17 protein-coding genes are annotated in these 23,961 nt (G+C 35.9%); 11 read left to right on the forward strand and 6 right to left on the reverse strand.

Annotated elements, in window-relative coordinates:
- The first annotated feature begins 7 nt into the window (after nt 1–7).
- Nucleotides 8–550 (forward strand): hypothetical protein, encoded by a 543-nt coding sequence (locus tag N7Z68_RS11450; RefSeq protein ID WP_275118616.1) that lies wholly within the window; start codon nt 8–10, stop codon nt 548–550.
- 310 nt (nt 551–860) lie between these two features.
- Here N7Z68_RS11450 and N7Z68_RS11455 read toward each other — a convergent pair whose 3' ends face one another.
- Nucleotides 861–1,964 carry a S8 family peptidase gene (locus N7Z68_RS11455; RefSeq protein WP_275118617.1) on the reverse strand — a complete coding sequence of 368 codons (1,104 nt, stop codon included), beginning with the start codon at nt 1,962–1,964 and terminating at the stop codon, nt 861–863.
- Nucleotides 1,965–2,179: 215 nt separating this feature from the next.
- A complete protein-coding gene (locus N7Z68_RS11460) occupies nt 2,180–3,070 on the reverse strand; it encodes a helix-turn-helix domain-containing protein (protein WP_275118618.1) in 891 nt (296 codons plus the stop codon).
- A gap of 168 nt (nt 3,071–3,238) precedes the next feature.
- Between N7Z68_RS11460 and N7Z68_RS11465 the strand changes: the two genes are divergently transcribed.
- From N7Z68_RS11465 to N7Z68_RS11480, 4 genes are all read left to right on the forward strand, one after another.
- Nucleotides 3,239–3,376, forward strand: coding sequence for a hypothetical protein (locus tag N7Z68_RS11465; RefSeq protein WP_275118619.1), 138 nt, complete (start codon nt 3,239–3,241; stop codon nt 3,374–3,376).
- 306 nt (nt 3,377–3,682) lie between these two features.
- Nucleotides 3,683–4,675, forward strand: coding sequence for an alpha/beta hydrolase (locus N7Z68_RS11470; protein WP_275118620.1), 993 nt, complete (start codon nt 3,683–3,685; stop codon nt 4,673–4,675).
- Nucleotides 4,676–4,678: 3 nt separating this feature from the next.
- A complete protein-coding gene (locus N7Z68_RS11475) occupies nt 4,679–6,157 on the forward strand; it encodes a sensor histidine kinase (protein WP_275118621.1) in 1,479 nt (492 codons plus the stop codon).
- A 12-nt stretch (nt 6,158–6,169) separates the two neighbouring features.
- Nucleotides 6,170–6,814 carry a response regulator transcription factor gene (locus N7Z68_RS11480; protein ID WP_275118622.1) on the forward strand — a complete coding sequence of 215 codons (645 nt, stop codon included), beginning with the start codon at nt 6,170–6,172 and terminating at the stop codon, nt 6,812–6,814.
- 624 nt (nt 6,815–7,438) lie between these two features.
- Here the strand turns inward: N7Z68_RS11480 and N7Z68_RS11485 are convergent.
- Both N7Z68_RS11485 and N7Z68_RS11490 read right to left on the reverse strand, forming a co-directional pair.
- Entirely contained in the window at nt 7,439–7,639 is a 201-nt protein-coding gene (locus N7Z68_RS11485) for a class IIb bacteriocin, lactobin A/cerein 7B family (RefSeq protein ID WP_275118784.1), read from the reverse strand.
- Nucleotides 7,640–8,103: 464 nt separating this feature from the next.
- Nucleotides 8,104–8,316 carry a hypothetical protein gene (locus N7Z68_RS11490; RefSeq protein ID WP_275118623.1) on the reverse strand — a complete coding sequence of 71 codons (213 nt, stop codon included), beginning with the start codon at nt 8,314–8,316 and terminating at the stop codon, nt 8,104–8,106.
- Between the two features lie 198 nt (nt 8,317–8,514).
- Here N7Z68_RS11490 and N7Z68_RS11495 point away from each other — a divergent pair, with 198 nt between their 5' ends.
- From N7Z68_RS11495 to N7Z68_RS11520, 6 genes are all read left to right on the forward strand, one after another.
- Entirely contained in the window at nt 8,515–10,704 is a 2,190-nt protein-coding gene (locus tag N7Z68_RS11495; RefSeq protein WP_275118624.1) for a peptidase domain-containing ABC transporter, read from the forward strand.
- Between the two features lie 11 nt (nt 10,705–10,715).
- Nucleotides 10,716–12,386, forward strand: coding sequence for a beta-barrel domain-containing protein (locus tag N7Z68_RS11500; protein ID WP_275118625.1), 1,671 nt, complete (start codon nt 10,716–10,718; stop codon nt 12,384–12,386).
- A gap of 854 nt (nt 12,387–13,240) precedes the next feature.
- Nucleotides 13,241–15,478: a peptidoglycan-binding protein gene (locus N7Z68_RS11505; RefSeq protein ID WP_275118626.1), complete on the forward strand. Its 2,238-nt coding sequence runs from the start codon at nt 13,241–13,243 to the stop codon at nt 15,476–15,478.
- 571 nt (nt 15,479–16,049) lie between these two features.
- Entirely contained in the window at nt 16,050–17,675 is a 1,626-nt protein-coding gene (locus tag N7Z68_RS11510) for a transglycosylase domain-containing protein (protein WP_275118627.1), read from the forward strand.
- Nucleotides 17,675–19,969 carry an O-antigen ligase family protein gene (locus tag N7Z68_RS11515; RefSeq protein ID WP_275118628.1) on the forward strand — a complete coding sequence of 765 codons (2,295 nt, stop codon included), beginning with the start codon at nt 17,675–17,677 and terminating at the stop codon, nt 19,967–19,969. The genes N7Z68_RS11510 and N7Z68_RS11515 overlap by 1 nt, the downstream gene beginning before the upstream one ends.
- 145 nt (nt 19,970–20,114) lie before the next feature.
- On the forward strand, nt 20,115–21,332 hold the full coding sequence (locus N7Z68_RS11520) for an LPXTG cell wall anchor domain-containing protein (RefSeq protein WP_275118629.1): 1,218 nt from the start codon (nt 20,115–20,117) through the stop codon (nt 21,330–21,332).
- 589 nt (nt 21,333–21,921) lie between these two features.
- Here N7Z68_RS11520 and N7Z68_RS11525 read toward each other — a convergent pair.
- Both N7Z68_RS11525 and N7Z68_RS11530 read right to left on the reverse strand, forming a co-directional pair.
- On the reverse strand, nt 21,922–22,368 hold the full coding sequence (locus N7Z68_RS11525; protein ID WP_275118630.1) for a hypothetical protein: 447 nt from the start codon (nt 22,366–22,368) through the stop codon (nt 21,922–21,924).
- 325 nt (nt 22,369–22,693) lie between these two features.
- A complete protein-coding gene (locus N7Z68_RS11530; RefSeq protein WP_275118631.1) occupies nt 22,694–23,740 on the reverse strand; it encodes a coiled-coil domain-containing protein in 1,047 nt (348 codons plus the stop codon).
- Nucleotides 23,741–23,961: the final 221 nt, after the last annotated feature.

Genomic DNA, 23,961 nt, shown 5'->3' on the forward strand with positions numbered 1-23,961 from the left:
AAAACCAATGCCAATAATCTATAAAAACTTCAGGGATGATACTTATTATCTGCATAGTAAGCTAACCACAAAAGGAAACACCACCTACTATTTCTCAAAAGAAGCTGAAGGGGCTGCGGAGTTGGACCAGGTTCCGAGTGGATATGAAATCTATGAAAATCCCAATGGAAACGTGTATATGAGAAAAGAGCAAAAGCCCGTCATACAACCTGAGGAAATTAACGTAATTAATAATGGAATGATAAAATACTCGGAAATCAAAGATTTTAAGCTAGATATTAAAAAGAATGCTATTTTTATTTATACGGTTGATCCCTCAATTTCAAACGGTTCTATCCCAAAACAACTCCTGCACAAATATAAACAATACGCTACAGACTTACGTTTTGTGTTGGTAGACAAAGAGGAGCGTATATTTGAAGTTGAACGCTTCTGTTATAAGGGTGGAATCGATGATTGGATTTTTCTTGATCAATCCAACGATTTAGAGAAGCTAGTTCAAGATTACATCCAGCACTTAGGAAAAGACTCTTTTTATGAATTGATGTGAAGCGTCGCAAACTATTCCTGAAGTCCTTAATACAGAAGCGGCTAAGCAAAAACTCAGCTTAGTGGCCAAGGGGGTCTGACCCCGACTAGAGTAAAGCACTAGCATGTTGTGGCGTGTGTCGAACTTTGACTGATTAGGTCGAGAAATCGATAAACGAGGTGAAGTTGAAAATATTTTAGTCAAAGTTGAAAATAAATCAGTAAAAGTTGAAAATAAATGACAGTAAGTTGAAAATAAATCAGCAAAAGTTGAAAATAAATTACTACAATAAAAGAGAAAGCCCCTCGGCTTTCTCTTTTCAGCATTCCCATTAATATGCAGCTCTCACCGCATTCACTAGTCCACTTCCATAGAAAGATGAATTTCCTAGTGGAGTGGCTGTGTCGCGTAAGCGTTGGCGGATTTGTCCGTTAGACGCCCAAGGGTATTGAGCTTTTACGAGTGCAGCTACACCTGCCACGTGAGGCGTTGCCATTGACGTTCCGTTAAGGGAGACATAGCGATTCGACGTGTATGTGCTTAATACAGACACACCTGGTGCTACGATTTCCATTTGGCTTCCATATGTTGAAAAAGATGCTCGGTTGTTGTTTGAATCGACGGCTCCAACGGCCATAACAGAGTTGTAAGCAGCTGGGAACATGATACCTGAAGTTCCTGTATTACCTGCCGCAGCAATCAGAAGTAATCCGCGATTATACGCATTATCGACCGCTTGTCTCAGTGAAGTCGATCCCGAGGACGTTCCTAGACTCATGTTAACAATATCCATGTTTTGACTAACAGACCACTCGATACCTTGGATGATGCTGCTTAGTGCGCCGCTCCCGTTTCGATCGAGAACTTTTACCGCATAGATGTTTGCAGAAGGAGCCACACCTATTACCCCATAGCTGTTATTTAAGCCTGCAATTGTTCCAGCAACGTGTGTACCGTGACCGTTATAGTCCTGGTACGACGGTTCAGAGCTAATGAAGCTGGCACCACCGGAAATACGTAAATCTTCGTGTGTCGCAATTCCTGTGTCAAGTACAGCTACTTTTACACCATTCCCGCGATTGCCCCAAGAGTGAACGGTTGGAGCTTGGATATGACCAATTCCCCAAGGAGTAGTTTGAGATATTTTTACTTCTTCATCTTTTTCAATATAAGCAATGTTTGGGTTTTTCTCGAGAGCTCGTGCCGCTTGCTCTGGTAATTTGACGTGAAGAACAGGCATGTATTGAAACTCGTGTAATACTTCGCCACCTGCTTGTTTGACGACATTCGCATTTACATTTTTCTCAAACCCAATTAAGTAATCGTGCCTCTCAACGCCTCCACGCTCATTTGCCAATGAACTGACTTGTGGAAAGATCAGCGTAAACAAGAGGGCAAAAACTGCTATAAAACCTAACCATCTTAAATTTCTCATAAATACCCTCCCAAAAAAGTGATTTGTAGCGCTACATCTCCATTACAACCGGAAAGTTAGTTTTACGCAAAGTGATTGAGAGATTAATAGATTACAAAAATCGTTGAAAAAGAGAGGGTAATCATATCGTATGCGGTATTTTTTAGATGTAAATTAATATATTCATAGACTTTTACAGTATTTCACATATTTACTCATAAATGGGGAGTGGCAGGTTAATCTACCTTTGTGTTCGCCACTCGAACTTTTTCTTCTTCGACACTTTCAATATTGGCTTGATTGTTTTTTAGTGTAAAAATAAATAACGCTTTATCCAGGTACTTCAAGCTTTCGTCTTTATTTTTATGATCGTAATCAAACAATGCGATGCCGTATAGAAAGAATAGTTGCCCGAGTAAATATAAGTAATCTTCATCAATGCACAAGGTTAGGGCATAATCGACGAGTTTGATCGCTTCTGCATAGTCGTGTCGATCATAGGCATTCATCCCTGCGTTGTAATATATATTGATCATTAATCGCTTATGCTTAATGTGCGTAAGACTGTTGATTTTTTGGACGAGTTGTTTGTAGATTTCCGCGGCTTCATCTAGTTTATTCGTCATACTGTAGATAATGGCTTTTGATTGATAGATATGCAGTTCATATTCTGATATGATCTTTGGGGACGCGGTTCCTATATTGAGTGCGGCTTCTAGTAATTCGAGTGCTCGTTTTTCGTCATGCTTGACATGAAAGACACAGATCGCTTCTCGCCATAATATGTATTGCTTTAGTTGATCACTTTTAAATAGGGGACTGTTTTTTTCTAATGTAATGATTTGCAGCACTTCTTCGTAATTGCATTCTCGAATTTTCTTATCAATCGTGCGTTTCGTCAGTTCAATATAGTTGTTGCCGTAGTTGTGAATTTCATCAAAAAAGTAGTTCATATCGACCGATAACCGTCGGGCAATTTGCTCTAAAACAAGTGCGGTTGGAGAGACTTCGTCTTTTTCGATGCGGCTGATTAACCCTTGGCTGCATATTCCGTTACATAGTTCTTTTTGCGTAATGTTGAAGTACTCTCTTAAATCCTTGATACGCTGGCCGATGGAATATGACACTAAAATTCCTCCATTCATAAAATATTAATATTTTAATATAAGTATCGCTATTATAATATAAAAACCAGATTTCGGCTTATATTATCTAAAAATTACTAAAATTCAGCAGATACAATCTTTTAATAACTATGGCATAATAGAGGAACAAAATATTAGGAGGAATGTGGGATGATGATGAAGAAAGCAAAGAAGACTTTCGTTTTAACTGCCGTGGTAGTGGGGCTCTTTTTCACTTCTTTTACAGGAGTCATGGCTCACGATGAGATTACTCCAAATGGCAAACCGGGGTATGTGCATTCGGACTGATGGTTTGGCGATAATGGTACTTTAAAAATGGGAATTATGATTTAGAAAAAGAAGCACAAGGACATTCCTGTGCTTCTTTTTCAATTTATCTTCAATACTTACATCCTAATATCGATCTATTAAAATGTCCTTTTAGGTTTAGATAATAGGTTTTTTATCCTAATACTTTTTTCTATTTCATTGTAAATATACACTATTTTGACAATATATGTGGAAATTTACATTTAAATTAGTTAGGATAGTCTAGGATAGTATAATATTAATATAAGAATTTGCTGCAGAGATTATGCTATGAGGAGTTTATTCATGAATAAATGGTTAAGTATTTTGTTTGATAAAGTTGGGCTGTATTCCTTACATCGTAAAAAAAGTCTACAAACACAGTTCTGTCATGATGTCAGTTTGCAACCTTTTACAATAAACTCTGACCGGGCCTCCTTTTATCAATTGAATACAATTCCTGATGTTTTGTTTGAACTCACCGATCAAAACAACTATCTATTGGGTTCCTATAGCTATAATAGTCCTATTTATTCTGAAGATAAGGATAATAATATAGCAAAGGGAATGTGCTTCTTAAGTAAAAACGGTAAAGAACCTGTTCATGTCATTATTGTACATGGTTGGCGTTCTGACAGTTTGAATAAATTTAAGTCAATATTCTTAAAGCAGATGCAAAAAAAAGAATTTAATGTCTATTTTCCGACCCTTCCCTATCATTTTGAGCGGGCATCTAATAGTTTGTATAGTGGAGAGTATATGATTAGTGCAAACGTGTGCAGAACCATAACGGCTATCAGACAAGCAGTTGTAGAGATAAGGGCATTAATTCAGTGGTTAAAACAAAATAAAGGTGGAAAAGTAATCCTCATTGGTATCAGTTTAGGTGGGTATATTTCCAACCTGGTAAGTTTATACGAAAAAGAAATTGATGTGCTTGTTTCAGTTATGTACGCAAATAATCTTTCTTATGAAATTTGGCATACATCTATAGGGAAACACATTAAGGAAGATTTAGAGAGGAATAATTTTACATATGAGCAATTACAGGAGTGCTGGTCTATCCTTCGTGCAGATGAAGCAAAACCATTGGTATCAAAAGAAAAAATATTACTGATAAGTGGAAAATATGATCAGTATCTCACAGAACAAGATGCAAAAAATCTGTGGCTGGCTTGGGGGAAACCGCGGCGCCTTTTTTACCATTGTGGACATGCAGGAATACTATTTAATCGTAAGAAAATTGCTAAAGATACAATGAACTTCATTGAAGACTCTATTGCCAATGGAAGTGAATAAACGATGTTGTTTTTATTTATTCTCCTGTGGGGGATAGCTTTAGTACTAATAATATTTGATCGAAATAGGCAGTCTACACGTTGGGCTAGTGTAACAGCTTTTGCTGGTGGTGCGGGAGGCCTGTCTGTTGTTATTGAAGAAAATATAAGACCACTTATGGCAGAAGTTATTCACAGGCAATATATGGACGGAACTCTTTTATTCCTTGAACATATGTTATCATTTGTTTCCCATTATGTTACCCCATTTGCGTTCCTTGTCTTTTCCATTGTGTATTCTGAACTTTTAATTAATAAAAGGGAAAAATATTTAAAGGTAGTTCTTATTTTACCAACCTTAGCAATGGGTATTTTCTTTCCTGTTTATCCAAATTTAGTAGTTCCCTATGCCGTCGCTAGTTTGTGGGTAATACCCTATATTCTATGTGGCGTTGTGTTACTTGTATATGCGTTTATTCAGGAACAGCATCCATCCAAAAAACGTCAACGGCTTTTAGTTAATTTAGCCTTTATCCCAGCCATAACCTTTGGATTATTCACTAACTACATTTTGAGAATTCTGAATATTGATGATGTTTGGAGATATAATTATTGGATTGTTTTCTTTGCGACAATTGTTTTTATCTTAGGTCTAATAGGTTATGGTTTTATGGGATTAAAACTTCAAGTACAACGGCAGGAATATACAGTGCCCGAAGTGCATTCAGGAACTACTTTATTAAATCATGTAATTAAAAACGATATCATAACTATGATTGAAATAGAAGATTTGATAAAAGAATTAGAAACTCTAAAATCAAATGATCTTAACTGTACGAATTGCAACTACCTCAGTCAATTAATTTTTAATTGGGCAGAAAGAGAACGAAAGAAGTTAGCTAGTGATATTCATGACTCTTTTCTTCAGGATATTATTATCGTGAAAAGAAAAATTGAAGGAGTAAAGCAAGCAGCTTCAAAGGAACAACCTGCTTTAGAAAATAAAGTAACAGAACTAGAAGAAGAAATTTTAGATATCCTGTTTAGTATGAGGGAGACATGTCAAGAATTAGCACCACCACTTCTAGGAGAAACAAGTCTTGAAAATTCGTTACAAGAGTTAGAAGAAAAATTTAAATTACGTTGTAACAGCAATCTTACTATTACCGTTGTTGATAGTCAAAATCAGTTGATAAACAATGAATATAAATTAGTCGTCTACCGTATCGTTCAAGAGTTATTAAATAATGCGATCAAACACTCAAAAGCTAGAGAAGTAACTATTTCCATTAGAATTAATTACGATGAGCTGAAATTATCTTATCAAGATGATGGTGTAGGCACTGATTTTAATATAATAAATACAGATCAGAAGAAAATAGGTTTAATAGGGATGGCAGGTCGAGTTCATGGGGTAGGCGGGCAAATCAATTTTAAATCTAAACCAAATCGAGGCATGAGCGTCCAGATGGATATTCCGTTGAAAGTAAGTAACTTATGTTAGAAGGTGAAAAGCATGATTACTATTCTTGTTGTAGACGATCATTCAATCGTTGGAGAAGGGACTAAGACCTTATTAGAAAGTGAACCGGATTTTCGTGTAGACTTTTTTGGGTCAAGTACAGAAGCTATTAATATAATTAGAGAAAAAAAACATGACGTCTATTTGCTAGATTTAGATATGCCTGAAATAAGCGGTATCCTATTAACGAAAGAGATATTAAATAAGAATTCAGAGGCGAAAGTACTCATTTACACCGGACATGATCTTTCAAGCCATTTTAACTATTTGGTTCAAGAAGGTGTTTCAGGGTTCGTAAGTAAATCGAGTTCAACGCAACAGCTTATCCGTACTATAAGAGGGATAATTGATGGACAAGCTGTTATTCCATTAGAGTTATTGTACGAGCTAAGGCGAACGCAAAATAATAAATATACAGAAATTGGAAGAGGAATAAATCTTACTGAAAAAGAAGAAGAAATTTTAATGAAGGTTGCTGAAGGATTAACGAATGAAAAGATTGCTGAAGATATTTTTATGAGTAGAAGAACTGTAGAAAGACATTTAACTAATATTTTCAAGAAGCTGAATGTCAGTTCTAGAGTTGAAGTGATTGCTAAAGCAAGATTGCTTGGTATGATACCAGAGGTTATCAGATAAAAAGAGAGAACGGACACTATAATAACAAGTAGGGCTACATTTCTGTACAGGGATATAAGCCTGTTTAGTTAAGTCAATATGTATATCCACCACCACAACTATAGATGTAGGTGTAACCTAAAAAATCTGCACAATTTAGTAGTTAATGCGTTTTAATCCTATCCTAAACGAATGTCAGCATCCTATTGTGTTTAAAAGGCGCCTGGTTAGATACTAGAGCTAGAAAAATAAAATAAACAGGGCTAAGTCTAGGTGTGATAAGGACTTCAACTTATCATTGTGACTATAGAATAGTTTAAAAAGATCGACGTTAAGTATAGAGCTGAAATGATGATGCAAGGGCGGAAGCTGGGGATAATAGCTTAGGTGTTAGCTGAGAGATTAGAAATGGGAAGAACATGAGATAAAGAAATTATATCCGTAGTCCTGCTCTATGATAGGTAGAGTAGGTCTTTTTGCAAGGTGTTTTTCATTTCATTTCGATAGTAAAAGAAGGTTTTAACAAACAATCGTTCAGGAAATCCTCTAATTGGACTTTAAGAAGGTATGAAAGATGTATTAAGTTATCGTTCCGAGAGAGTAGAAGGTGTTTGCTACTTTCTCGGAACTGTATAAGTATCTCTTCTAGACTCTTACACCACCACTTAGGTTCCAATTTGGAGCTGTTGGTGAAGTAGGTGTGCTTTTTTTATTTTTATGATTATTCTTTGCTGATTCGTACAAATATCCTGCACCTACACCTACACCAGCAACTATCAAATAAGGCCAAATGCCGCCATTAACATCCATTAATTCTTCGTTATCCATTAATACTAAAGATTTCATCACGAGATACTCCTTTATTGTTTGATTTTAAGACCAGAGTCTGTTCTTTTTCTTATATGATATAAAAATATATCCATAAACATTGTAATAAGTATTAAAACCCAAATTAAAATATATTGATTGTATACATCTATAGAGATATTTCCATATAAGATAAAGGATCCCAACCAAGCTGGAATAATACAAATTAAAGTTGTAAACATATAAATGACTTCAACACGATTATTCTTGGACAGATGAAAGATATTACCCACATTTGCCAAACCTACTTTTAAAAATGATGCATTGACATGGCGGTAAATTAAGAAAAGGGTTGTAAATGTGTCAATCTTAAAAGCATTTAACTTATTATAAAAAACTATAATAAGAAATGTAGTGAAAATAACATATAGTAAATTAAATAATATGATTTTGTTTTTCGTTTTCATGCTGTTTTATTCTTGTTACAGATTCTTTCAAAGTGATTATCTAGTCCAATCATAAATTTCTCGACCGGCCGCAAATCCACCAGAAGCCCATGCAGCTGTTTTCGCAATTGTTGCTTGCCCTTGTGGGGTTTTTGTCCAAGCATGAACAATCCCTGCTGCTAACCTTATAGTAATTGGATTGATAACCGCCCCTCCATTTAATTCAAGCATTTCCTCGTTACCTAGTGACTTCATACCTTTAATTTCCATATAAATCCTCCTTAAAATTAAATTTATGTGAGAAGCGCTTCTCAAAATCTACATTATCCTATAACGTTTATTCCTTCAACGAAATCAACTGTCGGAATAACGCCGAGATTTGTCGGAGTACCGACATCAAAAGTCGGTTACATATATAGGTTCATTTTGTAAATTTATATTAAAACAAATTTAGTTGTGAGGATAATTATGTTTAAAAAATACCATTGTATCAAACAACATGACGAAAAAGACTGTGGCGCAGCATGCCTTGCTACGATTTCCCACCATTATAGTTTAAAAGTTCCAATAACAAAAATTAGAGAAGTTGCCGGTACTGATAAACAAGGGACGAACGCTTTAGGTATAGTTAAAGCAGCCGAACACCTAGGCTTTACAGCTAAAGGGGTTAAAGGTGATGCTGAAGCTTTTTTTTCTGATTTCCCACTTCCTGCGATTGCCCATGTTGTCATTGATCAGACTCTTCTCCATTATGTCGTAATCCATAAAATAACAAAAAAACAGGTCATCATCGCAGATCCTGCTAAAGGTATTATTATGTATACTCCAGAGGAGTTTTTTCAAATCTGGACGGGTGTACTTATTTTAATGGTACCGACACAAAGGTTTGAGAAGGGTGATGAAACGAAAGGGCTTTTCTCGCGCTTTTTTCATTTGTTAAAGCCTCAAAAATATTTATTCATGCAAATTTTTCTAGCCTCTATCTTATATACGATCCTTGGAATTGCCGGGGCATTTTATTTTCAATTATTGATCGATGAAGTACTAGCTTTTAATTTAGAAAAAACACTACATATTATTTCAATTGGGGTCATTGTTCTCTATACCTTTAAAGTATTGTTAGATGCATTTCGGTCTTATTTATTATTACATATTAGTCAGAAGTTAGATGTAAGTCTGATTTTAGGGTACTATCAGCATGTTTTGTCGTTACCAATGAATTTTTTTGGAACGAGAAAAGTGGGGGAAATTATTTCCCGTTTGATGGATGCTTCTAAAGTTCGTGAAGCCATTTCAGGAGCAACTCTAACAATTGTATTAGATACAATAATGGTAATTATTGGTGGGATTATACTTTATACGCAAAATGCGTTTTTATTCGGTATTACCATTATTTTGGTTCCTATTTATTTAGTTATAGTTTGGGCTTTTCGGAAACCGTTCGAAAAAGTTAATCGCAGAGAAATGGAAGAGAATGCGCAATTAACCTCTTATTTAGTAGAATCATTAAACGGTATTGAGACAGTCAAAGCCTATAATGCAGAACGACTAGCTAATCTACAAACAGAAACAAAATTTATTAAGTTACTAAGAAGTATCTTTAAGCATGGAATGATTGATAACTTCCAATCCGCACTGAAAAATTACTTACAGCTAGCAGGTGGAATTGTCATCTTATGGGTTGGTTCATACCAAGTTATTCAAGGTAATATGACTGCTGGCCAACTAATTGCCTATAATGCTTTGCTTGCTTATTTCCTAACGCCATTACAAAATTTAATTAATTTACAGCCAATGCTCCAATCCGCAGTTGTTGCATCAGAACGTTTAGGGGAAATTTTGGATCTAGAAACTGAAGCGGACAAGCATAAAGGGAAAAAAATTGAGCCAGAAAACTTAACAGGTGATCTCCAAATAAAAAATCTCGATTTTCGCTACGGTACCCGTGAATTAATTTTAAAAAATATTAATTTAACGATTAAAAATGGTGAGAAAATTGCTTTTGTTGGCGAAAGTGGATCAGGGAAAACAACTTTAGCTAAGCTGCTATTAAATTTTTATCAGCCAGAAAAAGGAGAAATCTTTATTAGCGATATCAATATTCAAGATCTTGATTTTCAAAAATTGAGAGAAAGAATTGCGTATGTATCACAAGACAACTTTTTCTTTAGTGGGACGATCGAAGAGAATTTATCTTTAGGTTTAGATCAGAGATCAACACTGGAAGATATTATTGAAGCTGCCAAAATAACCAAAGCGCATGATTTTATTAATCAACTTCCGCTTCGTTATAACACGATTTTAGAAGAAAATGGCGCCAATTTATCAGGAGGACAACGTCAACGCTTATCAATTACAAGGGCAATATTAAAAAAGCCAGATATCTTAATTTTAGATGAGGCTACGAGTAATTTAGATTCAATTACTGAAAAGGCAATATCAGAAACGATTGATGACTATTGTAAAGGGATTACTACAATTATTATTGCCCATAGGCTTAGTACTATTATGAAGTGTGACAAGATTTGTGTGATTGAGCATGGTGAAATTATTGAAATGGGAACACATGATGAATTGATGAGTATATCTGGACGTTACAGACAGCTTTGGGAAAATCAATTACCAGAGATACAAACTCATCAATTGGTCATGCAATAAAGGGTGATGATATGAGAGAAGTGATAAAAAACATAAACGAAATATCAGATAGTAGAGAAGTACTTGAGTCTAAACCACATCCTTTTGTGCCAATTTTTATTTCTATTTTTGTGTTATTACTCATATCTTTACTACTCTGGTCGTATATTGGGGAGTTTGACCGTGTTGCCAAAGCAACAGGGGTGGTGCGACCGAATGATAGGGTTAGTACTGTTCAACCCACTATTTCTGGACGAGTAGAAGAGGTGCATTACCAAGAAGGGCAGCAAGTAACTAAGGGTGATATCTTATTTACAATAAATCAGGAAGAACTAAAAATGGAATTGCAAAATCGTCAACTGGATTTACAGCAAGTAAAAGATGAAATTGAGTTATTAAAAAACTACAGAGAAAGCATAGAGCGAAAAGAAAATTTATTTAGTAGTGAATTAGGTAAGGAAAAAGATTACTCCGATTTAGTTGAGCAGTACTTACTAACGGTTCAGACGATTAAAGCTGACTATGCTGGAACCATAAATGAATTGGATAAGCATCGAAAGGAGCTTAGCTATTCATTACAATTAGTAGAAGTTAATATGAAGGATAATCAGAACAATTATAAACAAGTATTAAAAGAATACGAGTTTGAAAGGCAAGGGCTCAAAAAAGAAATTGCTAGGATCGAAACAGAACTTGCTAATGAAAAAAAACTAAAATCATCCATTGAAAAAAAGAAGTTAGACCTACCTGAGTCAGATCAACAAAGGCACTCTCAATTTATATCTTTCCAAACAAAATACGAAAAACTGTTGGCTGTCTCTAGTGAGCATAAGAGATCTTACGATAATTTAAAAGAAACAGAAGGGATCTCACAGGAACAAATTAATCAAGCAAAAACTCAATATGAAGTTTCGTTATTAGAGGTAGAAACCTTTATTAATGATACATTATTTTTAGTCATTAATAGAATTAATGAATTAGAGTCACAGCTTCAGGAATTAACGAATAAATTGCTTTATTTAAACGATATACAACAAGTAAAAGTAAACAATGATGCTCACGTGACTCAAAAAGATCAATTAGGTGATCAACAAAAAAACTTAGTACAACAAGAGCAGTCACTAATCGAAATGAAAGAGTTAGCATTACAAAAGCTGGAAAAAGATAAGATAGTCGAAATAAATTCGACTTTAGCTGGACAAGAAAATGAGAGAGATGCTTTAGAAGAAACGATTGACCAGTTAACAATGGCGGTTGAAAACGCGGAAATCACGGCTCCTATTAGCGGCACGATTAATGTATTAAAGGAAATGAACGTTGGAGAGGTTATTCAACCGGGTGAAAGTATTTTGTCTATTATCCCCCAAAATGAATCCAAATATAAAATGATGATTGCAGTGCCTAACCACGAGATCGGAAAAATTGCTGTAGGGAATGAAGTGAATTTTCATTTTTCTGCGTTTCCAAAGCAAAATTATGGACATTTAAAGGGAGAGATCACTTCAGTAAGCTCTGATTCGACTATTCAGCAAGATGGCCTTAGTTATTATACCGTGGAAGCCACCATTATTAATGAACCACTTGTTAATAGAAAAGGCGAGCAAGGCGAAGTTAGAATAGGCATGACTTCAGAAGTATTTGTTGTAACCGAGACCACAAAAGTCTTTCATTATTTACTTGAAAAAATAAATTTAAGAGACTAGTATTTGCGGTTAAAAAATGACCAATTACCGCCACATATTTTCTGGGTAGTAACTTCCGATCAGAAGAAAAGCAGTGTATGAAGTTGATAATAAATAGACTGAAGTTGAAAATAAAAGGCATAAAGTTGAAAATAAATAGACTGAAGTTGAAAATAAAAGGCATAAAGTTGAAAATAAATCGGCTGAAGTTGAAAATAAACAGGCTGAAGTTAAAATTTAATGACCCGAAATGCATGAAAAGGATTCAAAGTTAAAAGATAACGCCTATGATGCATTAGAATCTGTCACTGTGACTCGAATTTTATTGAAATAGTGGAAGAAAGTGACGTATTTTAAAAGCTTAGGCTTAGTGAGATTGGTGGGAATGTGGACTTGATCTCCCAACCAGGTAGTGCAACCTTGTTGTGAATCTATGACGAAGTTGAGTGCCCCCAAAAACATAAACAAGGGTTCAAATCATGTCCTGGGTAAGCCGATTGTGGATCAAATAAAAACGAAGACACTAGAAAAAACCATATGATCACCAAAAAGGTGGATAACTTTCTATTTATACAGAGGGTTATCCACCTTTTACGTTATACACAGGGGACGAAAGGTTTTATGGTATTAATGTCTAGTTATCCACAGTTTGAAATCGGTCACAGTGCCACCCCGGAAAAGTATTGTTTTTACTGCACTTAAAACTAAATTCTAGTGTCATACTCCTGCTAGTTAAAGTACAGCGGAAGGAAAGAAGCAAGGGAATTGTCCCACGCCCCTTCCCCTCCTATACTCCACACCCCAAAAAACTAATTTACTAAAATTAGAAATTCTATTAAAATAAAAAATATTATGTAAGATTGTGAGGGGTTTTGTTGAAATTTCGTAGTTTTTCGTTATTATTACTTTGCTTATTATTAATTATTCCTTATGGGCCTTTTTCATTAACTTCCGATCACATTGTTATTGCAGAGGAGCAAGAGCGCAGTCTGATGGTAACGCTTGAAGAAGTCAAAGAACATTCTGTAGTTTTATCTCTTGACCATCAACTTAGCGACATGTATTCTATTACTTTTTATTTGAATGAGCAGGTGTATGAGAAAGTACATGTATTAGAGGAAGATCTATATGAGCTAGAAGATGTGACGACTGAAGATCTGTTAGATATGGTTATTGTAATCTTTAATGAGGATCATCAGGAAATCTATACTACTAATCTCTCAGAAGAATTCCTTCAGCTAGAAGAAGCAGAAAATGGACTAGAACAAGAAGAGCTCACTGAAGTAGACGCATTGGAAGCCGATATGCCTGAAGTGGAAGGAGAGGCTATTGTTCAGTCCAATAACCGTGGTCTTCATGAAGGAATGGTTCATGAAGATGTACTCGTATTAAAAGCTAACTTGGAAAAAGTCGGCTTTAGAGTGTCGGATAAAACAAGTAAGGTTTATGATCAATCAACGGTAAAAGCGGTTACAGCATTCCAACAGGCTTTTAACCTTGAAGTGAATGGAATAGCTACAGATGAAACACAGAAGCTATTAAATGAATTATCGCTGAATTCGTTATATGTAGGCATGAAAGATCCAAGAGTCATTGAGTTAAAAAAACATTTAGCCATTATGGGTTATGAAGTATCCAATGTTCGAAACAACGCGTACGGTACGAAAACAGCGAAAATAGTAAAAAGGTTTCAAACGGACTATCAGTTACCTGCTACTGGAGCTGCTTATTCAACGACCCTTGATTTACTCAACGAATTGGCAACTGGTCCACTGCGTCAAGGCATGTATCGGGATGATGTGATTATCCTAAAAGTAATGCTTGATCAAGCAGGATTTAGAGTTTCGAGTAAAGTGACCAATTACTTTGGTTCGACCACTACTAAACGGGTGAAGCAATTTCAAAAAAGTAAAAACTTACCGCAAACGGGTATTGTTGATAAACGAACATATAATCAATTAAGAACGGCATCAGGCCTTCTTTTTGAAGGTTTACGCCATAAAGATGTTGTGACTATGAAACTTAATTTAGAAAGAGCAGGATTTAAAGTTTCAAATAAACCGACTAATCTGTTTGGTTCAGCAACGGTTTCAAAGGTTAAAGCTTTTCAGAAAAAATATGGTCTTCCGCAAACTGGAATGGGAGATAAAGCTACATTAAGAATGTTAGACCGCGTTGTTAACAATAAAGTGCCTCGAAAAGTCAAAGCCATTGTTGACGGAAGTAAAAATTATGGTTATTCCCAAATGCAAAAGGACATCGACTTGTTAACGTTTTTTTATCCAGGCCTTATTGAAACGAGAGTGATAGGAAAATCAGTAGATGGCCGCAACATCTATGCGATTAAATTGGGTCATGGAAAAAAAGAAGTATTCTTTAACGGGTCTCACCATGCGCGAGAGCATATGACGACAAATGTACTAATGAAAATGATAGATGAGTACGCTAGAGCATATGTTGGTCACACGACCATAGGAAGTTATAATGTGAGGACAGTCCTTAACGATGTGAGTATATGGTTTGTACCGATGGTCAATCCAGATGGTGTCATGTTAGTCCAACAAGGTGCTAGAGCGGCAAAAAATCCTTCACAAGTGGTTTTATATAATCGGGGGAGCCATAACTTCGCAGGGTGGAAGGCCAATATTCGTGGAGTTGATTTGAATCGACAATATCCAGCCTTATGGAACACAATTACGAATGATCCTGGTCGACCTTCAGCCTCTAACTATAAAGGAAAAGCGCCATTAACAGAACCTGAAGCGAAAGCTCTATATGATTTTACGAAAAGTAGAAAGTTCATGACGGCTATTTCTTATCATTCGTCTGGAGAAGTGATCTTTACGAGGTTTAACCAAGAACCCCATTCTCGGAAACTGGCATTCGGTGTTTCTAGAATAACGGGTTATCAACCAATAGATTTACAACGAAGTCAAAGTGGTGGAGGATTTACCGATTGGTTTATACTTCAACAGAAAAAACCAGCTCTTACACCAGAGATATCGCCTCATGTTGGCCCTAGACCTGTACCATTAGCCAACTGGAATAAAATTTGGCGAGAAAACAGAACAGTTGGTTTATACATCGCCGACGAAGCTAGAAAAAGAAAATAAGCGTAACAAAAGAAGGTCTACTTTGTGATTACGGTAGGCCTTTTTTGTATGGAGAAGCAATTACTGCACTAGAATGTCTACTCCTGCTCTTTTTTCATAGAAGGAGTAAAAGAAGCAAGAAAATCATCTCCGTTCTTCCTGATAATAATGTGAATTGACAATTTGGAAGATCTTCACTTGATCGTTGTAACTCTTCAGACATAGGGCGAGGATCACTTCGGTACCAATTAAAAAATACTTAAGTTCTACAACAACACTAACGATTGAATTTTAATTAATAAGGCGTTGGAAGAGAAGAAGAAGGCTTGATCTGTTACTTTTTTAAGATTTGTGGCTGGTGCTTCGTTCGAAAGGGGTCCAATATCAGAGAAGGGGGAGCTCAGCAGAGTATGTTGAAATGCCAATAGAGGCCCATTTATATTAGGATTTTTAGAAATTAAATGGATAATTTGTAACTATTATGCCATTTTTTGTTGATTATTCATAGTTATTGCAGTATCCTAGATAATTGATACGATGAAAAAAGTAATAACAATTTTCAATAATCTACCATTTATAAGGGGATAACATCATGGGAAAGCGTCTGTTAATAATAGGCCGGAGGAAACTAATTTATTTAACTGTTACAATATCTATTATTCTACTATTAGGTGTATTCACGTATCAACTTAACCTTATAAAGTCAACGATTGCTAACCCTACCCCAAGTGTAATGTATGACTATTCAGGCACTGCTCTTGTACCAAATGATGCTATTTGGCATGGTGAAGTCCCCGAATTATTAAATAATTACCTATTAAAAAGATTAGATCAATTACCAGAAATGATGTTTCCCAAAAGTACTAGTAAGCAAATGATTGCTCGTTTTTCACTTCGTTCACTCGACCCCGAACAAGAACTTCCTGCGATCTACCTGAACCATATGTATTTTGGATATGGGTTACTTGGGATAAACAATGCATCCCATTATTTTTTCAATAAAGATCTTGATCAAATTTCAGAAATAGAAGTTTTGTTTTTATTATATAAATCCACAATGAGCAGTGAAAGTTCTTCTGAAGATGATTTCTTAAGGTTTTTAGGGAATGTTTTTCGAGAAGGCATCATCAGTCAAGACATGCTTTATTCCTACTTTGATGAAATCCCAACAGTCATACAGAATACATACCGTGAAACGACGGCTGTTCAATCTTACATATTGCAAGTAATTAAAGAGTTAGAAAAGAAAGGCTATAAAGAAGTGGAATTTTTTAGAAGAGGACATCGTCTTTATACTTATTTCAATCCTTCTATACAGCATGTCATGTTTACTGAGTTTCAGAACGAGCAGAACTTTCCTAAGTTTGAAAATGCACCAGTAGAAGGTGGAATGGTTATTGTTGATCAACGTACTGGCGGGATCCATGCCTTAATGGGTGGCAGAGAATATCAGGAAAGTGATTTTAACCGCGCGACCGAAACGACTAGACAGCCAGCATCTACGTTTAAGCCACTGATTGTTTATGCACCAGCGATAGAAGTTGGATGGACTCCAGAAAGCGTGTTATTGGATAAACCGATACGATTTGGAGATTTTGAACCATGGAACTTGGACCGCGATTTTCGAGGGGAAGTTTCTTTGAGAGAAGCGATAGTTGAATCATATAATGTTCCAGCGGCATGGCTTCTTTACGAAATTGGTTTCCTGACAGGGATTGATTACATTAATCGTTTTAATTTGTTTGAAATAGATATTGAGGACGGGATTAAATTGTCCCATGGGTTTACAAGTGTTGGAACTTCGCCGCTTGCAATTGCACAAGCGTACACGATATTTACAAATGAAGGGAAGATGATTGAAGCCCATAGTATTCAAAAACTAGATAAAAGAAACTCATTCTTTTCTCGCAAACATAAACCGAAAGAAACAAGAATTATTACCGAGGGCACTGCTATGGAAATGAAAAATTTACTATATCATGTTGTTGAAGAGGGCACGGGTGTACATGCACAGTCTTCTAATCAAACATTAGGCGGAAAAACAGGAACGACATCTTTTGATGGTTGGTTCGTTGGGTTTAATGAACAATATATGGGGGCGCTGTGGATAGGGCCGGATGAAGTTATTCCAGAGAACCGAGGAGACTTAAGTAGGTATCCAGCAAAATTATTTGGGAATATTTTTTACGAAATCAACAAACTTGAGGAGTTAGACTAATGAATTGGTTTATATTTATTGTATTATCTTTATTGTTTATTGTAACTCCTTACGAAAGAGGGTTGTATTTCAACACAGATGTTTACACTGTATATTTCTTTATTTTTAGTTTATTTATCATGCTTGTCGTAAGGCTTTTAATCCGATCAGAAACGAATTCGATATTGCCTATTGCATTTGTTATTATTTTTCCTTTCTGTTTTTTCTTATCTTTATTTAACGCACAAAACCCTCAAGGTGCTTGGGACTCGTTGTTTCAGTGGACAGCAAACGCTGCTTTTGTGTTTTTAATTTTCTGGGCTGCGAAGGAAAGGAAAATTAAACAGTGGATGCCGCATGTTTTCCAACTGACAGGAATTTGGATAGCTTGGCATATGATTTTCCTTCACTTTGGGTGGTTATTTTACCCAAACGCCTTTATTGCTGATCGTTTTTCAGGTGTGTTCCAATACCCTAATACATTTGGCATGATCATGATAGCCTTTTACTTATTTTCACTCGTGATGTTAACTAACGAAAATTTGAAAGGGTATGAAATAGCTTTGTATTCATTTCCGTTAGTAGCTTTCATGGTTTGCTTTATTGAATCTTATTCAAGGGGAATGTATTTACTCTTTCCAGTTATATGGATAGTGGGTTTGCTTCTATTAACCCCTAAAAATCAATTAAAGTATATCTGCTATTCGGCAGTAACGATGGTGAGTGCACTTTTTGTCACACGGGCGTTTGAGAGAGACAGTACGCCGTTTCATGATTATCCTGGTTTAACGTATTTATTGCTTTTTACCGTCCTTACAATAGCCCTGGGATTTGCACTGGAAAGATTAAATGTTATTGAACGCTGTATAAAAAATATTGAGCGGTGGAACGAGAAAAGATGGGGTCAATTCGTAGCACCTATGGCCATTGTTGCCATTTGCTTATTAGGATTATTAGACTTAACGAATGAAGGTCTAGTTTACAAACAATTGCCAGAAAACCTCCAAGAAAGAATTAATAGTATTAATCCAGAGAATAACACAGCGAGGGAAAGGTATTACTTTATGCAAGATGCGCTGGCAATGAGTAAGGAGTCTCCATTGATCGGTTTCGGTGGGGAAGCTTGGGCGTCAATTTATAAAAATTATCAACAACTACCTTATCAGTCAAATAAAATTCATAACGGCTTCTTTGAATGGATTGTAGATATTGGCTGGATAGGTTTCCTTCTTTTTGTTGCAGTCTTTTTATACTTTTATTATGTAATGACTAAAAACTATTTAAAGAAAAAAGAGACAGCGCTGCAAATTGCAGTTTTCGTAGCAACCTTAACGATCTTTTCCCATAGCTTTATCGATTTTAACATGTCGTACGGCACGATTTGGTTGATGGTGTTTTGGTTGTTTACGATGGTTATTCATCATGAACATATTGTTGTTCCTAAGTTTTGGGAGAAGGTTTCAGGAGCAAATTCGCATAAGCTGGGTAGAAACAGTTTGTACGCCTTTAGTATTTTAGTAATTGTTTGTTTTGTTATCTCTTATCGTTTTTCAATGGCCGATCAGTATTACAATCAAGCTCAAGACTCAAAGTATTTAGCGGAACGAGAGGAATTATTGAGCAAAGCGGTTGCATTAAATCAGAATGAATCGAAGTACTGGTTTTTCTTAGCTGATACTTATATTCGTATAAAGCAGCAAAATATAAATGTTAATGAAAATCGGAGAATTATAAAAGAAATTAATCATAAGATTGTTTCTCTTGAACCTAGTAACTCATATCTCTTGTATCGAGCTGGAGTGATGTTAGAGCGTATTGGTATGAAAGAAGAAGCATTAGAAAAGTATGCTACCGCATTAAGTATGGACCAGTTTGATACTGAGATTTACCAACATACTATTAATCTAACAGTAAGTATGGCACTTGATGCAAGTGCTGCAGGCGATCAATCACGTATGGTACATTACGCGAGGTTGGCTGCACATACATACGAAATGTTGCAAGAAAACATTGAAGCTGTTCAGTCAGTAGATGTTTGGCACTACCATAATAGTAGAGACTTCCACATTCCTTTCGTTACAAAGGAAAAGGCGCTGATTTCCTATTTTATGCTCGAAAAAGAAGATGAAATCGGATCGTTAGTTACTGCTGTAACGAATGAGGGAGAAAGTGATCTCTTTGTTCTAGCAGGAATGTTATTACAGGAATTGGGACACTGGAAAAAAGCAGAGTTAATCTATCAAAATAATGAACTACATCCTAATGAAACAGAAGACCTGAAGAAAAAGTACCAGGAAAAGTATGAAATATTTTGAGAAAATGTGGACAAGTATGTAATTTATGTATATAATAATACAAGATTACTAGGATTTAACATTTTAGTAGTTCAAAAATTATAGGAATAAAGGAGTTGAATGCAGGAGTCCTAAGCATCATAGCCTAAGAGGAGTCCAGGAAATCATGAAAAGTGCTAAAAAATTATCATTCATTAGCGGTTTCACAGCCTTTGCATTACTTCTAGCGCCATTTGGTACTAGTGTAGCTGCAGCAGGCAATGGTGAAGAAAATGTCAACAATGGCATTGAGATGGAGTACATAACTGAAGACGGTGCCCGTGACGAGGTATACGAAAATGTACGTGACGACGTCTATGACGGAGTGCGCGACGATGTGTACAACGACGTACCAGGCGATGTGTACAACGGCGTACCAGGCGATGTGTATAACGGCGTACCAGGTGATGTGTATAGCGGCGTACCAGGTGATGTGTATAGCGGCGTACCAGGTGATGTGTATAGCGGCGTACCAGGCGATGTGTATAACGGCGTACCAGGCGACGTGTACAACGGCGTACCAGGCGATGTGTATAACGGTGTACCAGGTGATGTGTACAACGGCGTACCAGGCGACGTGTATGACGGTGTAACTGGCGATGTCTATAACGTTTACTATAATCCTTTTACAGGATCTTACCAAATTTCCGATGTTCACTCATATGGAACAGATCATGTCTTTATCCTGCCACTTGTACCAGGTAGCAAAGGGCATGTTAAAGTACAACTTCCTAGTGCAATTTTTGCAAATTTAGATGGGGATGCTGTGGTAGATATTACAGTAAATGAAGCTCCAGATCACATTAAAGACAAAAAAGAAAACGAAAGAATTCTTGCTCTTTTTGAATTTAAAATCAATGATGATCTTCGTAATTTTGGTGATCACAAAGTAACACTTTCTTTCTTTATTGAACCATCAGAAGTTACGAATTGGGACAAGCTGCGTGTTGTTTATATCGATGAAAATGGAAATTGGACAGATGAAATTATTACTCCAATTTTCTTTGATGAAACAACTGGAGAAGTACGAGTAGAGGTATCTCATTTCAGTTTCTACGGTGTGTTTGTTGATGAAGAAGACGCAAATGAAGATGACAGTACTACTCAATCAGGTACTGCTGTAGGCACTGGTGAAGGTTCAAATGGAGGGTCTGATTCTGGGACTTCTGTAGGAACTGAAACTACAACTACAACTACTGAAGGATCGAGCAGTGCTGAAACAAAAGCTGGTAGCAAACTGCCTGATACAGCTACAAACCTATTCAATTTATTATTAGCTGGTATGGTTCTAGTAATGATTGGTGGAGTACTATTATTCGCTAAAAGAAGAGAAGTAACTGCATAATAATCAAAAAACCTCTTGTTTTATCAAGGGGCTTTTTTGTATATTGCTAACTGTTTGTGGTGATAGCTTGTGCTCCCCCAAAATAGCGCAGGAGTAGCAACTCCTGTGGTGGAGTGAGTAAGACAGAAGCGTAATTGCTAGAGTTAAAAATAAAAGGCATAAAGTTGAAGATAAAGTGCGCAAAGTTGAAAATAAAAGGCATAAAGTCGAAAATAAATCGGCTAAAGTTGAAAATAAATGTATCATTGCACACATACTTGACCTCTTCTAAGTAGTTAAAGTACTTTTTTCTACAGAAATCCGGGGTGTAATAAGATAATTGCACAAACTATTTTTCTGAAGCAATAAAAACAAAAGCCGCTAAGCCAAAACTCAGCTTAGCGACTTTTTTAAACTTAAAAATATAATAAAGTATTAACTTACCGGTATGTTGTTTTTTATATACATCGTTCATTAAACCTGCTGTTTACAGTTTTTGAGACAATTCTGATGTGATCCATTTTGATGGTTTGTCTGCCTACTTCTAGCAATGTAAAACCTTATCAGTATTGAGTGATCTAATTTATTCTTGCAGGCTGTATATCAAGTCCTATTCTTCAGTTGGGTTTAAGAATTGATTTATTTTATTCTTGCCGAGTTCTTTTAACGCGTCAATATCTTCGGGAGAGAAGCGTTCTTTTATGGTCGCTTTCAATTCCTCAATCTCCTCTCCTGATAAACCGCTTCCTACTTTTTCGGCAATCGAGAGAAGTTCTGTCATTGAAAACTCTTCCATTACTTTAGTGATTGCTTCATCTTTTGATAACGGCTTGTCTGTTGCTGCTAATTGCTGATCTTCTTCCGTTTTTACATGATAGGTGTCGTATGTTTCGAGTTGATCTAGAGAAATTCCTTCTTTCGTCTCATTATCCAACCACTTTTCCGTAAGATATTTCCCTTCTTCGAAAAAATGCTGTTCTGCCATTAGGTTTTTTTCGAAATTGGTACCGGTTAGAATGAAGAGCCCAAGGAAAGCGAATAAAATAATTCGTAACATTGTTGTCACCCCTGTTATGTTGGTTAAAAAGTCTTGACTGAACTTGTAATTAACTTCGTCGTTGGCTTCTAGTTTCGACATGTATTGGAGAAGACATACATTGGTGAAAGGTTTCAGCCGTTACAAGGGTGGCATATAAAAGAATAGATATGCTTTCTTTTATAGTAGGGAGAGGTAAGGTAGCATTAAACGTCTCTTACATATCCTATAAAACTTCAGGGATGAAACTTATTGCTTGCATAGTTTATTTTAGTAGTCTACAAAGCTCTTTATGATTGGGAGTCTCAACCCACTAGAATAAACATTACCGCTACAGACTCCGCTTTTAATAGGTAGCCTCAATAAAGGTACTTGCGATATGATCGGTAACAGGGCCATATTGCTCTTGTTTGCTTGCAGGATAACTAATAATAAACGAATTAAACGTACTGTCGTTAAAGAAGAACTTCTTATATATAGTCGTCCCGTATTCATTATAGGAGATTACATACCAATCTTCTGTGAGCCTTTGGTAACCAATCGGGGCAGATATATTAACTATATCTTCATAATAATAGGTTTCAATCGTTTCCCCACTATCAATAACGTTGGTATGCCCGCCAAAGGCTACGATTTCTAACTCATTATTGTAAAATCTTGCACCGTCACCGTTTGTTGGAGGAGGCGCCATCGTTAAGTCACTAGGATATTGAATCGAGAAGCTAAACCGTGCATTTTGATAAACTTGATAAGAAACTTGTTTTTTCGCAGCTTCTTCTATTTTAGCTTCTTCCTGTTTTAAAGCCTCTTCTTTTTTCTTTTGTTCTGCTTTTTGCTTAGCTTCGTCTTTTTCCTGTGAAAAGAGTTCGAGCTGTTCTTTTAACCGTGTTATTTCAGTTTGATAGGGTGATAAAATGTCATTTGAATTAATATTTTCCTCTAAAAGTTCTATTTCTTTCTTGATCTTATGATAATTTTCTTCAATGTTAAGACTTTTAACTTGTTCTAGTTTTTCTTCAAAATGAGAGACTATTTGTTTTTTGGATTGAATTTGTTTCTCTAATTTTCTTGCTTCCTCCTGAAGTGATTTCAACCCCTTTTTTTGGTTAATAACAATTGAAAGTGAATTAATGGCTTTTTCGAACTCCCATTGATCGGCGGCTTCAATAGCATTAGCCATCTCTTTTGCCTGTTCATAGTATGCGGAAGCTTGTTCATCGTTTGCCTTCTCTTTCAAAGCCAGTTCAAAATAGAGTGCTGCCTTATGATAGTCTTTTTCTGCTAAGCTCTCTATCCCTTGATCCATAGCCTTTTGATATTCCTGGTTTGAACATGCAGAAAGAGTGATTAAAGCTAGCAGAACAATAAATTGAATGAATATACGTTTTATCATATTATTCGGTCCTTTTCATTTTTGAATTTTACATAATGGGTGTCTGCCCCTAATCTCAATTTAAAACGTTTTATAGTTTGCAATACTATTATAGCAAAATAAAGGTTATCTGCATCAAAGAAATAGGATATTAGTCTTATGTGGTGAGGGGGCATTTGAGGATAGAAGTGAGTATAAGATAATAAGAAAAAGGGGTTACCCATTATTTGGCAGCCCCTTCT

Source organism: Alkalihalobacterium chitinilyticum (assembly GCF_029028005.1).
In the GTDB taxonomy this organism is placed as follows: domain Bacteria; phylum Bacillota; class Bacilli; order Bacillales; family Bacillaceae_F; genus Alkalihalobacterium; species Alkalihalobacterium chitinilyticum.